General features: G+C 40.7%; 9 protein-coding genes and 4 pseudogenes. 9 read left to right on the plus strand and 4 right to left on the minus strand.

Annotated elements, in window-relative coordinates; translation table 11 throughout:
• Positions 1 to 171 precede the first annotated feature (171 nt).
• Positions 172 to 288: pseudogene (locus tag JFC05_RS03265) on the plus strand (IS5/IS1182 family transposase); the annotation flags it as partial.
• A 53-nt stretch (positions 289 to 341) separates the two neighbouring features.
• Here the strand turns inward: JFC05_RS03265 and JFC05_RS03270 are convergent.
• Together JFC05_RS03270 and JFC05_RS03275 are read right to left on the minus strand one after the other, a co-directional pair.
• On the minus strand, positions 342 to 677 hold the full coding sequence (locus tag JFC05_RS03270; RefSeq protein ID WP_198335758.1) for a helix-turn-helix domain-containing protein: 336 nt from the start codon (positions 675 to 677) through the stop codon (positions 342 to 344).
• A 167-nt stretch (positions 678 to 844) separates the two neighbouring features.
• Positions 845 to 1,687: pseudogene (locus JFC05_RS03275) on the minus strand (IS3 family transposase); the annotation flags it as partial.
• A gap of 164 nt (positions 1,688 to 1,851) precedes the next feature.
• On the opposite strand from JFC05_RS03275, the pseudogene JFC05_RS03280 reads away from it, so the two are divergent.
• The 8 genes and pseudogenes from JFC05_RS03280 to JFC05_RS03315 all read left to right on the plus strand — a co-directional run.
• A pseudogene (locus JFC05_RS03280) lies at positions 1,852 to 2,548 on the plus strand (IS3 family transposase); the annotation flags it as partial.
• 134 nt (positions 2,549 to 2,682) lie between these two features.
• Positions 2,683 to 3,114: pseudogene (locus JFC05_RS03285) on the plus strand (IS3 family transposase); the annotation flags it as partial.
• Between the two features lie 740 nt (positions 3,115 to 3,854).
• A complete protein-coding gene (locus tag JFC05_RS03290) occupies positions 3,855 to 5,054 on the plus strand; it encodes an IS256 family transposase (RefSeq protein ID WP_198335759.1) in 1,200 nt (399 codons plus the stop codon).
• Positions 5,055 to 5,725: 671 nt separating this feature from the next.
• Positions 5,726 to 5,944: a helix-turn-helix domain-containing protein gene (locus JFC05_RS03295; protein ID WP_198335760.1), complete on the plus strand. Its 219-nt coding sequence runs from the start codon at positions 5,726 to 5,728 to the stop codon at positions 5,942 to 5,944.
• A 244-nt stretch (positions 5,945 to 6,188) separates the two neighbouring features.
• Entirely contained in the window at positions 6,189 to 6,758 is a 570-nt protein-coding gene (locus tag JFC05_RS03300; RefSeq protein ID WP_198335761.1) for a hypothetical protein, read from the plus strand.
• Entirely contained in the window at positions 6,745 to 9,057 is a 2,313-nt protein-coding gene (locus JFC05_RS03305; RefSeq protein WP_198335762.1) for a hypothetical protein, read from the plus strand. The genes JFC05_RS03300 and JFC05_RS03305 overlap by 14 nt, the downstream gene beginning before the upstream one ends.
• Positions 9,058 to 9,553: 496 nt before the next feature.
• Positions 9,554 to 12,199, plus strand: coding sequence for a tyrosine-type recombinase/integrase (locus JFC05_RS03310; protein WP_198335763.1), 2,646 nt, complete (start codon positions 9,554 to 9,556; stop codon positions 12,197 to 12,199).
• Positions 12,200 to 12,687: 488 nt separating this feature from the next.
• A complete protein-coding gene (locus tag JFC05_RS03315; protein WP_198335764.1) occupies positions 12,688 to 13,371 on the plus strand; it encodes a hypothetical protein in 684 nt (227 codons plus the stop codon).
• A gap of 540 nt (positions 13,372 to 13,911) precedes the next feature.
• Here JFC05_RS03315 and JFC05_RS03320 read toward each other — a convergent pair.
• Together JFC05_RS03320 and JFC05_RS03325 are read right to left on the minus strand one after the other, a co-directional pair.
• Positions 13,912 to 17,160: a type III restriction-modification system endonuclease gene (locus JFC05_RS03320; protein WP_198335765.1), complete on the minus strand. Its 3,249-nt coding sequence runs from the start codon at positions 17,158 to 17,160 to the stop codon at positions 13,912 to 13,914.
• Positions 17,161 to 17,171: 11 nt separating this feature from the next.
• Positions 17,172 to 19,067: a site-specific DNA-methyltransferase gene (locus JFC05_RS03325; RefSeq protein ID WP_227697385.1), complete on the minus strand. Its 1,896-nt coding sequence runs from the start codon at positions 19,065 to 19,067 to the stop codon at positions 17,172 to 17,174.
• Positions 19,068 to 19,073 lie beyond the last annotated feature (6 nt).

Below are 19,073 nucleotides of genomic sequence, written 5' to 3' on the forward strand. Positions count from 1 at the left end.
TAGTTTTCAACACATTTAGATAACTATTGAGTGAATTGAAGACGCGCCCTAACCCTGTCGTCAATCCTGTAAACATAAACTTGAGAGATTTTAGGGTGTGTCCCTAATCTGGAAAAGTAAGTATAAAGGCTTTGAAATAAAGAGACTATTTCAAACATGGCTCTCTAAATTATGGCAAGAACAGTGCTTAATGATAATACATGGGAACAACTCCAAAGTAGCATGAAGGCTCATGGCTGTCATACTTGGAAAAATGACAGACAAGTCATGGAAGCCATATTGTTTAGATGTTTGCATGTCCAGTATCAATCCTGTTTGCCAATGAACGATCACTTGCGCTTTTAAGGTATGTTGTTTTTTCTTACCGCTGTAGTAGTCTCTTTGGTTTTTTTTGGACGCTCAATAGGGGTTTCGGTGGCATCGACAATGACGACTGACCAATTGATGTCCTCATCGACACGACTGGGCAGCTTTTTAGGCAATTCAAACTTGCCAGAGTCAATCAGTGTGTCTTCTACTTTACGAATGATACGGCTAGCAGAAGACTCATGAATACCAAAGTCCATACTGATATGATAAAGCGTGCGGTATTCACGCCAATAAGTCAGGGCTAGTAGTATCTGCTCCTTAAGACTGAGCACACTTGGTCTGACCCCTGCCGTCAAATCCGTACACATAAACTTGGGAGATTTTAATTACGCAGCCTGACGATAATAATCAAACCACACCTGTCTTGGGAGGGCGTTCAAAACTCTGTGTCAACTAAATTAAAGGCGCATCACCGAATCTAATCGACCAGGGAAATTGAACCGCCCCGACTATATCGGAGACTTGATTGCTTGAGTCAGGCAGCTTTGTCTGACTCAATAAAATTATCATAGTATCGTCTCTCAAACTCAAAAGGCGACACATAGCCAATCGTACTATGAATGCGAGTTTTGTTAAACCAATCGACCCATTCAAGGGTTGCTAATTCAACATCACTCACACCTTGCCACTGCTGTTTTAAATATTCAATCACCTCCGTTTTATAAAGCCCGTTAACCGTTTCAGCCAACGCATTATCGTATGAATCACCCGTTGTACCAACAGATGCAATGACGCCAGAATCAGCCATCTTATCAGTATAGCGAATTGATAAGTACTGAACGCCGCGATCACTATGATGAATGACATCTTTAGGATGGTTTCTGTCTGCAATGGCTTGGTTTAGTGCTGCCATCACCATATCAGTGTTCATTCGATCTGATACTTTCCAGCCAACGATAGCGCGAGCAAATACATCAATGATAAAGGCGGTATATACCCAGCCACTCAGTGTCTTTATATAGGTAAAATCAGCAACCCATAGTTGGTTAGGGCGATGGGCATTAAAGTTACGATTAACCAAATCATCAGCACGCTTTTGATCGTCACGAGACTTAGTCGTTATCTTACCTTTACCTCGCCAAATACCCTGCATTCCATGCTGACGCATTAAACGCTCTACAGTGCAGCGTGCAGGATGTATACCCTCTGCTTTCAACTGTTGCCAGACTTTACGAGTACCATAACGGCATTTGCTGTCCTTCCAAATACGTTTGATTTCATTTAGATAGAAATCGTCATGCTGACTACGCTGTGAACGCTTTTCAGGGGTTTCTTCTAGCTCTTTAGCACGATAGTATGTGGATGGGGCAATCGGCAACCTCTACCATGTCAAGGTAGGTCGACGAACCTGTAAGAAATGATGTTATCTTATATACATTGATTCTATTAGCCTAAAGATATTATACGATTGAATAATTGAGCTATGCTGAAGAAACCGTACAACTAAACTTGGTAAACTAAGCGTATTGACAGGAGTTTACCATGACCAAGAAAGTAAGAACCTACAGTAACGAATTTAAAGCTGAAGCTGTCAAGAAGATAGCAGATAATAATGGCAATATCTCAGCTACTGCAAAGCAGTTAGGTATTGCCATGCAAACGCTATCAAACTGGCATAACAAAGCCAATCAAGGCAAGCTTGTTGGCACAGAGCAATATGATCCTGACCTTATGAGTGCTCTTCAAGAAATAAAGCAGCTCAAGCGTCAGCTCAAAGTGGCTGAAGAGGAGCGCGAGATTCTAAAAAAGGCGACCGCGTACTTCGCGAAAAACAGCCCGTAAAGTACGCTTTTATCAAAGACAATCGTCAGATATTTAGCACCACTACTATGTGCCGTGTATTAAGCGTTAAGCCCTCAAGCTATTACGACTGGCTGAGTCGTGACATCAGCGAACAGCAGGTACACCGCAATCAGTGCGAGCTACTAGTTAAAGCCACTCACAATGAAATGAAAGAACGTTATGGCGTCGATTGCATGCTCATCTAAGCAAACAAGGCCACAACATTAGCCTGTATATGGTAAGAAGCATCAAAGAGGAACACGGCATCAAATGCCGTCGTCATAAGCGCTTTAAAGTCACTACTGACTCAAACCACAACAAGCTGGTCTATGACAATGTTTTAGATCAGAGGTTTGACGCTAAGCGTCCTAACGAAGCATGGGTCAGCGACATTACCTATAGTCAGTTCAAAACAAAACTGTCATAAGTTCCAAAGCGCTACTGGGATGAATTTTTCGCAGCCTCTGTGTATACAGCACGCAAGGAAATTTATACCAGTAGCGCTATAACATTTTTAAATTGAATCTACTATATATCTGGACTGCTGAGGGCTGGTTATATTTAGCTGGAGTGAAAGATTTATACACCAAAGAGCTGGTCGGCTACGCTATCAATAAGCGCATGACCGCTGATTTAGTATGCCGTGCACTCAATATGGCAATCAAGAACAAACGACCTACTCAAGGACTGATTGTTCATTCAGATAGAGGTAGCCAATATTGTAGCCATGCGTACCATAAGATTATCGAGCAGCATAAGTTTACAGGCTCAATGAGCGGCAAAGGTAATTGCTATGACAACGCACCTATAGAAAGCTTCTGGGGCGTCTTGAAGAATGAACTAGTATATCATCAAGATTATAAAACGAGGTTTGCAGCCACTAGCGATATCATTGGGTATATTGAGCTGTACTACAACCAAACGAGGATTCAAACCCCAATTTTGACAAACTCACCTGAGTAAATTTTCGAACCCAAAAAGGGTGCTAACAATATGCCGTATATAGCGTTAGCATCTTTTTTTGCTACTACTTATATCTAATCATTATCGATATTTATTCATCACGCTAATAATCTTAAATCCTCGTTAACAAGGCTATAAGCATCTAAGAAATTACTATTTAATCCATAAAATAATTTTATTAAAAGCATAATCATCAGTGAGCTTTAGCACTAGCCAGCTGTTTAAAGACTAATAAACACAATGATAAATACTAAAAGGGCTACTAATGCACCGAAGCGACTTAGTGTAAGATCACCATGATTAAACCCGTCAATATGAATTTATGTCGCAGATTATCGATTACGATAATGAGGATATAGAGACTATACTATGTGAGAGGCTCGATGATGAGGTTTATTTCAGTAATATTATATGAGTCACTACTGCTTTTCTAAGCTACGTCAACAGGGTTTAAAGCTGTAAGAGGATGGTTTCTTTCCGCTGAATAATGGTAGCTGTGGAGCTGGCAATGCTAAGGATAAATAAGAGGACTGGCTATCAAAAATAGTCGCAAGGTTAAATGAGCTGTTCTATACTGAAAATCTGACCGATAGAGACCTAATCAGTTACTCGCAAACTATCTGGAATAAAGTTAAAGAAAACCAAATCGCTATGAATACGAACAGAGTTAGTGTTTGAGTGGTAGTGTTCAAAATTCTGTGTCATTCCCCTAAACTATGTAAAAAACAAGGAATGACACCATGCAAAACTTTGACTTTAACGAAGCCTTAAAAGGCATTCAAGCAGGTAAACCTATCACAGGCAGTGACGGGGTACTTGCCCCACTCATCAAACAGCTCACCGAAGCTGCCTTAAATGCCGAAATACAAAGCCACCTTGAACAAAGTTCTACAAGCAACCGTCGTAACGGTTACAGCAAAAAGACCGTCAAATCAGCGGCGGGCAGCTTCGAGCTTGAAACGCCACGAGATCGTAACGGTGAATATGAGCCTGTGTTGGTCAAGAAACATCAAACTAAACTCACCGCTGAGATCGATAGCCGCATCCTATCGCTATTTTCTCATGGCATGAGTTACCGTGACATACGCCACCACATTGCTGAGATATACCAACTTGAGGTCTCAGAGGCGACCATCAGTAGCATCACTGATGAGCTGATACCGCAGTTTAAAGCATGGCAATCTCGTCCACTCGACAGCGTTTATCCGTTTGTCTGGCTTGATGCGACTCACTACAAGGTCAAAGACGAAGGACGCTATGTCAGCAAAGCCATTTACACGCTATTGGCACTTAATACCGAAGGCAAAAAAGAACTCATTGGTCTGTATTGCTCTGAAAGCGAAGGGGCAAACTACTGGCTATCTGTGCTCACAGATTTACACAATCGTGGCGTACAAGATATTCTCATCGCTTGTGTGGATGGCCTAAAGGGTTTTCCTGAAGCCATCAATGCCATTTTCCCCAATACAGAAGTACAGCTGTGTGTGATTCACCAAATCCGTAATAGTATCCGTTATGTAGCTAGTCGTGATCAAAAAGCCTTTATGCGCGATTTAAAGCCTGTTTATAAGGCAGTTAATAAGGAGTCAGCTGAACTGGCTCTTGATGATTTAGAGGCTGTTTGGGGCGATCAGTATCCGGCGGTGATTAAGTCTTGGCGGGACAAGTGGCATTTACTATCTGCCTATTTTAAGTATCCTGAAGCAGTCAGAAAGCCTATTTATACCACCAATGCGGTGGAAGCGGTACATCGTCAGTTTCGTAAACTTACTAAAACCAAAGGCGCTTTCCCGAATGAAACCAGCTTGCTCAAATTGTTGTATGTTGGTATGTTAAATGCCTCTGCCAAGTGGACGATGCCGATTCGTAATTGGGGACAGACGATGATGCAGCTGTCTATCTATTTCCCTGGTCGATTAGATTCGGTGATGCGTCTTTAATTTAGTTGACACAGAGTTTTGAACGCCCTCTTTTGAGTGAGAGGGATTGATTAGGTCAGATAAAAACATCAGTTTTTTAGCAAAAAGTAGATTTGATTATTTATTTGCTAATGAAGTCACTTCTCCACATAGCATGCTCACATACTGCACAAAACCAACTCTCTTTTGCCCGCATACAGGCGATATCAGCAGGTACCTCAATAGGACAGGCGCTCCCACAATATTCACAGCACACATCATCTAAGCAAGCATAGCATTGGCCTATAGTTTCAAACAATGTTTGCGAGCTAATATTGTATTTTTGACAGAGCATACGCACATAATCTAAATAGCTGATTTTATGATTATAGGCCCAGTAATCTTCACAGACTCGTTTGTCCCAAGCATTTTGTGTCATGCTCCATTCAATCCTGATGCCCACAATATACTCCTTTTTGATGGCAGAATGACTATGATTAGTGTCACATTTTTATAGTCACTATATCTATCGAACAAGTCGCACCCATCATAGTTAGCCAGCTATTGAGCAGTAAGATGAGTCTATGACATAATGAAGCGTTAGTCAGCACAAAATATTTTTTGACGGAAACTTAGTTATTGCCAACGAGTATTATTTTAACAGAAAAGTAGTCACTGGCAAGTATTTTTTACTTACCAATAAGGATTTTATTGTGATTTCATGTAATCTACCAGTGCTTTTAGCGGAAAGAAGATTGCGAGTTGCAGATTTAGTAAGGATGACGGACATCAGCAAGTCAACGCTTCATAGAATTTATAACGATGAGACAACTCGCATAGAATTCGATACCCTGAGTAAGTTGTGCCAAGTATTAAAAGTCACCCCAGGGGATATTTTGAAGTATGTTCCCGATGTTAATGAAGAGAACTAAGCTTGATAGGAAGGTCTACTGATATAAGACGTTAACCTCCTCACCTAACTAAAATTGAAATGTTTAAATACTCTTTATACCTTTATTTGTCATGGGTTAGGGAGTATTTTTTTGTCTAAAAAATGGTTGTGAATCAGTATTTTAGTTGGATAGGGATAAAAATATAACAGCAATATTAAAGGCTTTACAATTGATAAGTGATAACATATCATAATTAATATAATTCACTATTATGAATAGTAAAATGAATAACATTCATCTAAAGCCTACTCAGAAGTTTATAACTTTCAGTAAATATAATTTGGTTGTTCATCAAGATGCGCAAAAGGCATTGTTGATATGGCATCAATTTAGGCCAAGAATAGCTAGTATAAATATGGCTAGCTTGGATGATTATTATCGACCACCACTACGCTTGGTAAATGATAAAAACGAAACTTATTATTTTTTTAATGAGTTTAGAAGGTTTGATGAAATTCTAATAGAAGAGATGAATTCACGTCAGCCTTGCTTAGTTGCCGCTGAAAGCCTGAGAGATATTAAGCGCTTAGCTTGGAGTGAGGTTGTCGAACTGGCTTTTTCAAGGGGAATTAATCACCCTGAGTTTCTAAAGGCTTTAAGCTCTAGTGCACCAAAAAGTATTATTTGCGAGCTCATGAATATTGAGCGTCTGACGGTAGATAATTATTGTAGGTTCGCTGGTATCAGCCAAAGTGCTTATGAGTATCAGCAGTGTAAATTAGCCAATGATGAGGTGATGCTGGGGCTGCCCAAAAACCTGAATTGGATGGATGCATCTTATGGGGCACACTAAATTATTTAATGATGTGACCGACAGGCGAGTGTTGGATAAGCTTATCCCAATAGATTCACCACATCACATACAAATGTCTCAGCTTATGATCGATGTGATAAGTTTAGTGCCAGATGATGATATTGATTCATTACAATCAACACCAGAACCTAATTTTGCAGACTTTACTGGGTTAGACTGTGTAGATGTGATGAATCAAATCACTCGGCAAGGCAAAACAGGCGTGTGGGCGGTTACCTATATGCTAATTGTCTTTTATCAGGCGTATGGTGCCATAGACATTAGGAGTAACGCTTGGCGGTTTATGAGCGGCTACTTAAAAGTGATATTCATGATCACAGCACGCCATGATAAGCACTTTGCCAAAATAGATAAGCTTGGTGTGCGTGTTCGTATGGCGCTAAGACCTAATGATCCACAACGTGGCATTCTCGACCAGTTAATCAGCATTCACGCTCATTGCAATGGCCTATCCTCATGCTTATCTGCTATCAGACAATATGAAGCAAGCGTCAAACAGGGAGTAGCAGAAGGTAAAACAGCCAATCAATATCTTGGTAGTAAAATTGGTCAAATCAGGCTGGCTTATGAGGTAGCAATCGATAATAAAACCTTTGTTGGCAAAACCTATACTAAGGACACTAAACGTACAAAGTCGGCTCAAACAGTCACCAAGACAGTTGCGCATATCGATGGTGAGCCGCTACAAAGAATAGTGTTTGGTACGAAACAATCAAAAAAGCACAGTAACGTGGCAATTGCTGAAAATATTGCCGATGACGATGAAGTACCCTTGCTAGACAATAACTTTAAGCCAGCCACACAAATTGCTAAATCCTCTGAGCTGCAGCAGTGGCGATTAAAAAACAACCATCAACACGCCCGCCGTAATCAATTTCATTTCCCAACCAATCATCGTCAGCTAAGCATTACTGGATACCAGATGCTATTTGCTACGCTTTGGCAGCGCTTTATGAGTGTTGATAAAGAGAGTGGCACTGGGTATGCCGTTTTAATACTATCACTGTTAAGCGGTCTTAGTATTGATAGCATCATTGCTGATTGGCAATGCAGTCACAGTCAACGGCAGTATTTCGTCTATGACCGTGTCCGTAAAGTCAGTAGTATCGCCATCACGATTGATGTGACCACTAATACTCGAAGTCATCTGCTTGCCCATAGACAAAGCTATGGCGGTACCTTTTATCGCGCACTTCCTGAAGCTTTACAGATTATGCTTGAGGATAAAATTACCGTTTCATCCGATACTGTTAAAGCCGCTATCTCTTACGCTAAAGATATATTGAACCTGCCAGTACTGAGTCCCCAGTATATTGAAGCAGGGCTATTTATCCTTATCAAAAACGAACTTAATAAGCCCTTACATGCCGACCTGATTACAGGCGTTGATGTAAGGCATAGTTCTGCGCTGTATTACACTAGCACTAAAACGGTAGAGCTAGAGCAAACTTATATAAAAGCGGTGGAGCTGATAACTGAATACTGCAATGATGAGCAAAAAGCACTTTTAATAGATGAGTGTAGCGTACCGATGAACGGGCATAAAAGCCACATTGGTAGTGATATGACACTAAAGACCATAATGTGTCAGCAGTTCTTTAGTCAACTGGCTGTCAGTACCGAGAGCTTTAATGGCAAGCTAAAGTCCCACATGGATCGCTATATTGCGCAGTTTAATAGCTATAGTATTTGGTTGTGGCATATTGTCATGATTCAAACCGGAATTCGCCCGGTCAAGCACGCACCAGGCTTGCTACATCAGTTTGACTTTCAGCGGTGCATGCTATGGGTATCTGACAAAGAAGAGCGTCATGCGCAGTCTGATGGCAGGCTCATTCCTCTTAGCAAGTTTTTGATAACGGCTATTCAAAACTACATTATTTATATTAAGCAATTTGCTGCCATCTATAATTCATTATGTCCAGCGGCGCCTTATCCTATCAATGACATCTTGCAATCAGAACAACCCCTCATTCAAATTTACCAAAAAAATCCAAAAGGCTTTGCCAGTATTACGCCAAGCCGAGTTCGTTATCAGTTGCAAGACTTTTTTAGCCATCAGGATAACTGGCTGCGTCATCAGCTGAGATCTATGCTCACAGGGCGAGTGTCTGACTATCTGATTTGCGCGCTTTACGGTCACGAACATGCTGATCAGGAATTTATGCACCCGATGTCATCAAGCTCTATCAATCAGCTGCACCAGCTCAGTCCTCATTTAGATGCGATTGCTACAGATCTTCACTTAAAACAAATTGAGGTTCGTCTATATGGATAATGTTAGCGCTCATAAACTGCGACAGCTTAATAGAGAAGAGGCTAAAAAGAGTATCAAGCGTGATGCTAAAAAATTAATCGAAGAATATATCAATCAAAATTCTATGCAACTGCCTTGTGAGCTGCAGCATCATTATGAAGCGATTAACCAGTTACTAGAAGGGACGTTCGACACCGCTCAAAACTTCCAATTGGCGCGGCGCGGGTTCTTAGAGTTTGTTCGTGATTATAATAAAGCTCACCAGATATACCTTAATGAGCCTGTGGTACCGATACTGGCGACTCGTGAACGCTTGACCATTAACTATGACTGGTTTGTGAATGGACGCGCTGTAGCAGACAGTAGCGCGACAATGATAGAGGTTTGGCAACGAAAGCGGCGTTTTTCAGTGAGTGACTTGGTTGAGGGGTTCCTGTATTGCAGCATCGTGTATGGCGGTATTAACGACATTGAGGTGCTAAGAGCGTTCTATGATTGGCTGTTTGGTGAGCGCTGTATGTATAAAATTAACATGCCAGCGACTGATGAAAAAAGCAGAGTAGAATATTTGGCTATAATACCGCTTAGAGTGCGTGATGATAATTATGGAACTACGCTAGATGACAGCGAAAGCTTACACCGTTTTGTTGATTATGTTCCCGATGATATGAGCCTGTGTTTTTTATATGCTCTAAAGGATAAAGAGTTAAACACTGCCAAGATAAAGCCGTTTAGTACCATAATCAACGATATCTCAAAAATGCTTAAACTCACCAATAAAGATATTGATCGCCCGCAGCACTCACTGCTCATCAAACATGCCAACTACCACTGGCGACAGCTAGAGGGTAGTCTGATTGATGGTGCGCTTGCCGTGGTGAAGCAAGGCGATATAAAGACGACGGGCTTGCCTACGGATAAGCTCATTAATTATAACAAAGAAGTAATTAAACCAAGTCCTGAGCCACTCGAGTGGTCTGAGCTGTTTGATGCCAGCTATCAATCATCGATAAAGTCGAATAGCCAAAGTAGTACCATAAACTACCCTAGTTTTAGTAAAAATCTGATCAAAGAGCTACAAGATACGCTCAAATTGACTAGAAACACCGCTATTTCCACTATTACAATGTTAAAGGCAGATGCTAGCCAGCCCAATGTTCAGCGTCTACTGAGCTGGGCGCTGTCTTTACTTGGTGATCATAGCATTCGGCTTAATACCATCAGTAAGTATATTGGCTGCATTGGCCGCGACTGGCTGATGCTGACGGTGGATGAGGATGTTGATCAGTGGGAGGGCAGTGACTTTGAGGAAGTTTACGAGCAGATTATTCAAAGTAAGGTAAAAGATGGCCGCAGGGTATCTGTGCTGAGCAAGTCATCAGAGTTTGATGATGATATTTCTAGTGGTATAGATAATGATAATAATGCTGGTCAACCGCTCTCCTATCTTGATCGTTTAAAAGATAGTCAGAAATTTACTTATGGTCGTCTAAAAGCATTTCACGATTACCAGCGTATGCACTTTGATGCGCCTTATGTCTATTTCCCATGGGGGAGTAATCGGCAAGTTGTTAAAGCTAATATAATATCACCTCGTATTTATTATGCGATGAAAGAGTATGTGCAGTCATCAGAGTTAGAGATTGATCAAAAGCCACTTTGTTTGATTGTTTTAGCGCTTGCTTATCGCACTGGCATGCGTATTAATGAAATAATAGGCATCAAAGTCGGTGATATTGTAGATATAGGGTTTATTAATGGTCAAGTAATTGAAGTACCTAAAATAATCCTCAAACCCAATCGCTATCGTAGGCTCAAAAGCAGTAGTGCCAAACGGGTTATACCGATAGATAGTCTTTTCAAGGATGATGAGTTAAAGCTGTTCATCGCATTCTATTATCAACAAAAAAGGTTGAAGCGCCGTTATTTATTCTCACAAGGCTCAGGCGATCAGCCACTACCATCTGTGTTTTTCAGTAATATGATGAAAATAATATGGGATAGATTGCTAATTGCCCACGACTTTACCTTTCATAGCTTTCGGCATACTGCTATTAGTCAGCTGGCATTGGTGTCAAGCGGCTCACCACTTGCACAGGTGATGACAGATTATGATATAGCCCATAGCGACGCTATCGTTAGCGCTGTGCTTGCTAATAACAAAAAAAAGGGGATGTGGTTTGGATTAGCTAGCCTTGCTGGGCATCTAACGCCAGACACTACATTTGAATACTATATTCATACCGCTCATTTGCTGGCTGGGTGGCAGATGAGTAAGGCTAAGCTTGCTATGCCTATAACCGTATTTGAGATGGTGACAGGTATTGGTTATCAGACAGTGAATAGACAGGATGACAGGGCTTATGCTGCTAGCACTAAACAGGTACATCTTGATAAGATGCGTGGCTATTTAATCAGTAAGGTTGCTAACAAGAGTATTTTATTCGATGACAACAGAACACCAGCTAATACAGATTATAAGCAAAACACACAAAATGACGCAGCGAACACTCGACCGTCTATATTTATCCATCCTAAAATTTATGATGTGATTGCACTATTAGAGGAGCTTCAAGAAATAAGCGTTGATAAAAGAGCAGATCGGTTGGCAGAGATCGCACTTCGGCATGGTATCTCTGTCAATGATGCTAGACAGATTTACGATAGAGCCAGTCAGATTTTTACTGATGGTAAATTGCTTTTGAATGCGCCGACAGGACATAAAAACCAAGAGTTGTTAGTGACAGCCCTGGATCGAGTATATCAGATGTCTATTAATGGTCCTGATGAGCTTCAAGATTTTGTAAAAATATTTTTTGTTAAACAAAACTTAAATACCTCATCGATTCATTTTGGGATTAAAGAGACCCAGATTGAGATGCTACAGAATTTTATGGCAGTAGGTTGTCAATTGATAGATGCCAGTCATTGGCAGATTAGAGCGCATAGCGAGCAAGCAGTACGAAAGATTAAAAAAGATCTAGGGCTCGATATCTCAATACGTATCGGTGATCGTGAGAGTTTCCATGGTTATGAAGTGCGAGTGGTACAGAAAAAACGTAAGCGTTCTGATAAGAATTTAGCTATGACGGATGATTATTATGGCTCTTCGGGAGTGATGAAATATTTTGGTTATTTACTGATGATACTCATTGAAAACTAGAGACTTTTATAGTTCTGAGTGATTACTTTTTTATGTAACTTGTAGTCGTTATTAGGCTGATTTATTCGAGTAGGGCGTAAGAGCAAGGTGACAGAGCGACAAGTCATATATTGTAAGGGCTAGAAGCTAATTTTAAAATTGTTTGACCGAGAGGTTGTCACGGATAATTTTACTCTGAATACTATAGAGCATAAGGGTTGTCACTTTGTCACGGTAAAAAAGGGTGTAGGGGTATATGGTGACTAAAATACTCTATCTAGTTAGATATTGCAGTTGATGACCACAACGCGCACTTCATGCATATACTGGCATGTCATGAAAGGCTTTGTCAGGCTATGAATAGAACTAAAACCAGATTAAGCATGAAAATTAGAACAAAGTAAATATCATGAAAATAAAGTTCAGTTTGAGCAGACAAATAGTTAAGTTGTCGGCAAATATTTGCTATTATCTACCGACAATTATTTAATCATTCGAGAGTTAGTATTATGACATCAAATCACTTGTTATCAGTGGTTGCTATTAGCAGCCTTATTGCTTTATCAGGCTGCGCTGAAAGTCAGACAATGGGCAGTACAGTAGCAAAAAGTATGGGCTCCTTAGTCACAGAAGTTGTAGGAGGCGCAGCAGAGGGGGTTAGGCTGGGTTTAGGTGGAGCACCAAAACAGACTACGAAAACTGTTGCTACCTCTGCAGCAAGTAAGCCACAAACTATACCAACTAGTGATATGGTCTATCGTTTTGGCTGGATGGAAGACGCTTGTACTGGCGATCAATTAGGTTTTGAGCTTTTAAAAGGCCAGTCATTATCAGAAAGTATCAAAGGATCAAAAAACTATACTTACTTCATAAAGCCTAAATCACAATGGTCGCAAGAGCATCGCAACATTATCAAGGATGTAAAAATGGTTGAGGGGCCAGAATATATTGAGTATTACGTTGATTTTATAGACGGTATAAAATATCGTAATCAACCATTAGATGGATATATATTTAAATTTAGAGCCGAATCATCAGGTGGTGAAGATGTTTTAAAGTTTGCATCAAATGCAGATGTGGCAGCTATTTGGCCAAACTTTACTACCCGTGCTATGGAATACTGGGGTGAAATGGCGGATAGAGGCGCAGTTTACAGTACTCAGAAAAATACTATTACGTGTCATTATGACTAAATATTAAACTGAACCTGCATGCAGTGTATTATTAATATTAAATATAATAATTTACATTGTGTTCATCCTTATTAAACATGACAGTTTGAATCGCTATTCGTTTTAGGTAACCTACATAAGGTGATTACTGATAAGCCATTTCAAATATTCTACAAATCGAAGCTCGATCCTCTAATCATCTCATTATTAGAGGATCGAGCTTCGATTTGCCTTTAGTATTAGCGTTCTTCTGTATTTACTCAGAATATTGAGTCTTCGGTAATAATAGAGAGGGGTATAGGGCAGGTGGTTTTAACGTGACACCGTGACAACTCATATATTGTATGGCTTCACAGGCTGTTTGGATGCATGACTTATTAATACCTTTCATCGCTTATAATCTGCTGAAAGGTACGTATCTAATAGCATGTCACGTTGTCACGTATAAAGGTGCAAACCTCAATATCAACCAACCCAACTGAGAAAAGCTAAAAATAGTAAAAGTCTACTAAGCCCAGGAGTAAGGCTTAGTGGTTTTCATATATGATAAAGCCTATCGCTCTACCCGACCAACTTCAATAATTCATCAAAGCTATCAATCACGTCATATTTCACAGTCTGATCTGCAAGGTCATTATTCTCGCCAGCTTTCATATTTATTGCCTCAAAGAATTTTTTAGCGCTCTCGATGCGATACTTTTCTTTTTCACGTAAATCCGCGTCTATCATTGAGCCTTTTGTTTCAGCCACAAAATAAATGTGACGCACTTTACCTTCGTTAAACGCAATGGCCCAATCAGGGTTGTAGTCGCCTACAGGGGTCGGTATTTTGAATCTATCAGGTAACTTCGCATATACCGCTACATCGTCAACAGCACCTTCTAGTTCAAGAGCAAACTCTCGTTCTTTTCCAGAGTCTGTCTTCACGTAATCAAATACATGTCGGCTCACTTTTAGCGAGTCACTAGGAATTTTTTGATTGGACACAAAAACTTCATTAAGTGGGTAGGTTTGGTCAGTCGTATAATAAGTAAGCCCTTGGATGACCATTCTGATTCGTGCTTCGTTAATTAGGCGAGCAACTTCACGAATAAAGGCTTCAGGATTATTCTTGAACTGCGCAAAAATAGCATTATTGATACCTTTCAAAATCGCCACGATACTACGACGAGTAAGGTCGGTCTGCTCACTAAGTGAGCCTATCAAGTCGTATTTCACCTGTGAACGTATAGAAGTATTTGCGGATTCAGTTGAAGTAGTAGGGTTGCTAAACGACTGCTTATCAACCAACTCTTCATGAGAGATGGTGTCACGCTGAGTAGACTCAGCAAGCTTATAGCTAAGCGTTTCTACAAAGTTGTTGTTTCTTTTCTTTGCGGCCGCTTCGATAGCTGCAATACTTTGGCTTATGAGCTTAACACTATCAATCTGAATCTCAAATACTGCTTTATGGTTAATACGGTTCCATAGCGCTAAGAACTCTTTTCTTTTGAGGTTGTTTTCATTGATTGGGTTATGTGTGGTCTTATTATCATTGTCCGTCATATCTTCAAGTGCTTTGGGATCAAAGATGCCACCGATTAATTTTATAATTTGATCGCTATAAGGTTTGAGAGCCTCAGGCAGTGGTGCTAGGCCATCGTTATTAATCGCTTCGTGATAGCTATCAGTAATATGCTTATCAAAATCTATATAATCATTCTTGATAAGGTAATGGACAATCATATCAGCTTCACGCTCGCTGACTTCATGCTTGCTACCATCATCTAACGTCAGTATCTTATTGTTAAAGTAGTCTTTCGTTGCTTTGGTAGGTCTGCTAGACAAGGCCGCTGCCAGCTCTTTCTGCAAGTTAGTCACAAAGTCGGTGTAGCTTTCATTAGTGACAACGGTAAGGTTGTTTATAAGATGGATATCACCTTTAGATAAGTGATTGGCGTCCATACGCATACCGTCACTGCGTACTGCCAAACGCAAGCCACGTCCGACTTCCTGCCGGCGAGAGATGGTGTTTTCAGAATGCTTTAGGGTGCAAATAACAAACACGTTTGGATTATCCCATCCTTCTCTTAGTGCCGAATGTGAGAAGATAAAGCGAACGTTTTTCTTATGGCGTGTCTCCTCTGAGTCATTTGGCTGAGGGAAGGAGAGTAGCGTCTCTTTATCTTTTAAAATAAGGTCGTAAGCATCGATATCGTCGGTTAGACTGACTTTACCGCCCAGCTCTTCATCGACAAAGTTTTTGGTTTTGGGATCGATCATCTGCTGGCTTTTTTTATCGACTGAGAAATAGCCATTATGAGTATGATCGACATCAATATTGCGTAGGTAGTCGATGTAAGGATCATTGTCTATATTTAGCCCTATCATATCCTCAACGATTTGATTGTACTGTTCAACGAATATTTGCGCATACTCACCATCAACACGGTTACCTTGGTCATCGTACTGACGGTATTTTGCGACTTCATCGATAAAGAATAGGCTCAGAACCTTGAGGCCTTGATTAAACAGCACTCGTTCTTTTTCTAAGTGGGCGCGGATGGTCTCTCGTATCTGAATAGTACGCATAAGCGTTTCATCGATTTGACCGAGTGCTTGACCAACATAAATTTTGATACCATTAGTAAACGTCAATGATTGATCACGTGCATCAATCTCAGCAACCACATAACGGTCTTTATACTGTTCAGCTTGCTTAGATAGGGTATAGAGATCATCGCCTTTTTTGACACGGCGGATACGGCGTTTGACGCCTGATTTGGTCTTCTCTTCGATATCAAGTCTGGCAGTAGGGTCGGATGAAGATATTTCTATATCCTGTAGATATAAGTAGCCATGAGCACCTGACAAACCTTTAACTTCAACCCCTTTGACGGTAATCTTTTTGACAAGTTTCTGATTATAGGCATCCAGTGCATCTAAACGATAAATCAGATTGTAGTCGCGTTTATGGGTCGCCGAATAACGCATAATAAACAAGGGATCAAACTCAGCCAAAGACTTGAGCGCATTTTCAGAACCTAGCTTTTGGGGCTCATCAATAATGACGATAGGGCGGTTACGGCGTATCACGTCGATAGGGCGACGGGAACCAAAATCATCTAGCTCATCATAGATACGGCGATTGCTCTTACTACGTGAGTTAAAAGCTTGGATATTAATAATCATTACGTTGACGCTAGCGTCTGAGCTAAAAGTTTCAAGCTCATGCAGTTGGTCAGAGTTATAGACAAATGAGCGTGGCTTTTTCCCATAAATCTCTTGGAAGTGATCAGCGGTCATCTCAAAGGTCTTTGCCACGCCTTCACGGATGGCAATACTGGGCACGACGATGATGAATTTTGACCAGCCATAGCGCTTATTTAGCTCCATCATAGAGCGAATATAGCAGTACGTTTTACCTGTGCCTGTCTCCATCTCAATGTTTAGGTTGATAGGGCTAGTGGTTAGGTTTTGACCTTTACCGCCTTTGGTCGAGGTATCATCGGTAATAAGTTCAGATGACTGGCGTAAACCTTGGCTTGCCTGCACACTTTGAATGTTTTGCAATACCGCTGATAAGTCATTAATCGGGGCATTGGCATAGCCGATATGTAGCTCATCGAATAATGAGGACTGCTCAGTGCTCGCCAGCTCATCCTCGCTAAATAAAGGCAAGCTCTCGCCCGTTGGCTTGACGGGTAGCTTTTGCTTGCCTTGGTCAATAGTATATCGCTGTGCAATCTCTTTTGGTTGCCCCTTAAAGCAGTCTGCAACGGCATTGACGGCGTCTAGCTGATACTGGAGCTCTTTAAATTTAATTTCCATGTTTTCGCCCCTTAGATGAACTTCACTTGCGTATCAGGTGATAACTGCGCAAAACGTGCTTTGATGTTGGTCTTGTCTTGGTCATGGGTGATCGCCAGCTCGCTTGAGACAAACTTGAGAGGCTCGTCCTTTGATACTTCATCTACTAGGTCAGTCGTTAGTGTATCAAAACACGCAACTAGGCTGTTGATACCGACATAATAGACGGTACTGCCCTGAATCTGTTTGGTCTCAATGGGTAAGGATAACGGCACGCCCCAATCGAGCATGACTTGGAAGAGTAAGTCCTCGCCCGTGCGGTCTTCTTTGATATGCGACTCTAGGTTATCAAGCTCTGCTTGTGAGTATTCGTCAGGTGTGTAATAGACCTTTTTCATATTGGTTTCATCGATTTTTAGCACTCGAAAGCCAATATCTAGGTCGTCGATACCGTCTTTATCTTGGTTGTCCTCTACGATCATTTTACCTGCTCGTCGGATACGTTCTTTCGATATCTCAGCGATAGTAGAATAACCTGCTTTATTTCCAACAGAGTCTTCAGCAGTTTTCTCAGGAAGCTGAACCATAATAAATTTACGGTTTCCATTATCTTGTGCATTTAACTCAATAAGAGCATGCGCAGTAGTAGATGAGCCTGCAAAGAAGTCTAAAACTAAGTCATTCTCTTTAATCGAAATCTGAAAAATATGGCTGAGTAATTCTAGGGGCTTTGGTGTATCGAACACAGCTTTTGATTCGAATAAGCTTTTAATTTGTCCTGCTGCGCTTCTTGTGGTGCCACAATCTTTCCCAAACCATAGTGTTTCAGGAGTTCGCCCATCTAGATTTTTTAAGTAAATTTTACGTGTTATTTTAGTCTCATCTTCGTTAAAAACAACTTCTCCAGATTCTATTTTTTTGTTCAACGTATCCTGACTCCATCTCCATCCTTTTTCAGGTGGCGAGATAGTTTTTCCTGAGGGTGTCTTGATGTTATATATTAAATTAGGTCTGTATAGAGCATTTCGTACATCTCCTGCTCTCCATTTACCATTAGGATCATTATCTGGATTTGAGTAGTTTTTGTTGTGTTCCTCTGTACGTTCTAGTAGTTGTAGCTCGAAATTATCGCTTTTCTGAAAGACTAGAATGTAGTTGTGGTGGATAGAAAATTTGCCAGTATAGCCTTTGGGTTGAACACTATGTTGCCAAACAATTTCAGCTAAAAAGTTGTTTATTCCAAAGATTTCATTGCAGATTTTTCTTAAGTTATAAATCTCGTTATCATCAATAGAAATAAAAATAACACCATCATCTTTCAACAAACTACGAGCCAATTTCAAACGGCTATACATCATCGTTAACCAATCCGAATGAAAGCGACCATTACTTTCTGTATTGGTGATTAAACGATTGCCTTCTTCATCGACTTGCTCAGAACGCTCTAAGAAGTCTCCTGCATCTTCCGCAAAGTCATCTTCATAAATAAAATCATTGCCCGTGTTGTACGGCGGGTCAATATAGATCATTTTGACCTGACCGAGATAGCTCTCTTGCAGTAGCTTTAACGCCTCTAAATTATCGCCTTCTATAAATAGATTTTCAGTGGTGTCAAAGTTGACACTCTCATCACGAGCAGGACGTAGCGTTTTGGCAATAGGCGAGTTAGCCTCTAGTATCGCTTGGCGTTTACCTGGCCAGTCTAAACGATAGCGCTCTTGCCCGCCCTCAACCAACGACTGTGACAGCTCTTGCCGTAGTAAATCAAAGTCTACCGCCTTTTTTAGATTACCGTTTTCATCCTTTGACTCTGTAATACAGTTGGGAAACAGCGCCATGATCTTTTGCACATTGTCATCGACTAGGTTAGGGCTGTGCATACTGAGCATATCGTCATCATTTTTGTTTGCTAGGGCAGAGTTGGTCATCTAGAT

Origin of the sequence: Psychrobacter celer, assembly GCF_016107555.1 — a bacterium.
Taxonomy (GTDB): Bacteria; Pseudomonadota; Gammaproteobacteria; order Pseudomonadales; family Moraxellaceae; genus Psychrobacter; species Psychrobacter celer.

Bases quoted from the DNA above. Each gene is read 5' to 3' on its own strand.
- JFC05_RS03270 (WP_198335758.1), bottom strand. From the start codon at position 677: ATGTGTACGGATTTGACGGCAGGGGTCAGACCAAGTGTGCTCAGTCTT.
- JFC05_RS03290 (WP_198335759.1), top strand. From the start codon at position 3,855: ATGCAAAACTTTGACTTTAACGAAGCCTTAAAAGGCATTCAAGCAGGT.
- JFC05_RS03300 (WP_198335761.1), top strand. From the start codon at position 6,189: ATGAATAACATTCATCTAAAGCCTACTCAGAAGTTTATAACTTTCAGT.
- JFC05_RS03305 (WP_198335762.1), top strand. From the start codon at position 6,745: ATGGGGCACACTAAATTATTTAATGATGTGACCGACAGGCGAGTGTTG.
- JFC05_RS03310 (WP_198335763.1), top strand. From the start codon at position 9,554: ATGTATAAAATTAACATGCCAGCGACTGATGAAAAAAGCAGAGTAGAA.
- JFC05_RS03315 (WP_198335764.1), top strand. From the start codon at position 12,688: ATGACATCAAATCACTTGTTATCAGTGGTTGCTATTAGCAGCCTTATT.
- JFC05_RS03320 (WP_198335765.1), bottom strand. From the start codon at position 17,160: ATGGAAATTAAATTTAAAGAGCTCCAGTATCAGCTAGACGCCGTCAAT.
- JFC05_RS03325 (WP_227697385.1), bottom strand. From the start codon at position 19,067: ATGACCAACTCTGCCCTAGCAAACAAAAATGATGACGATATGCTCAGT.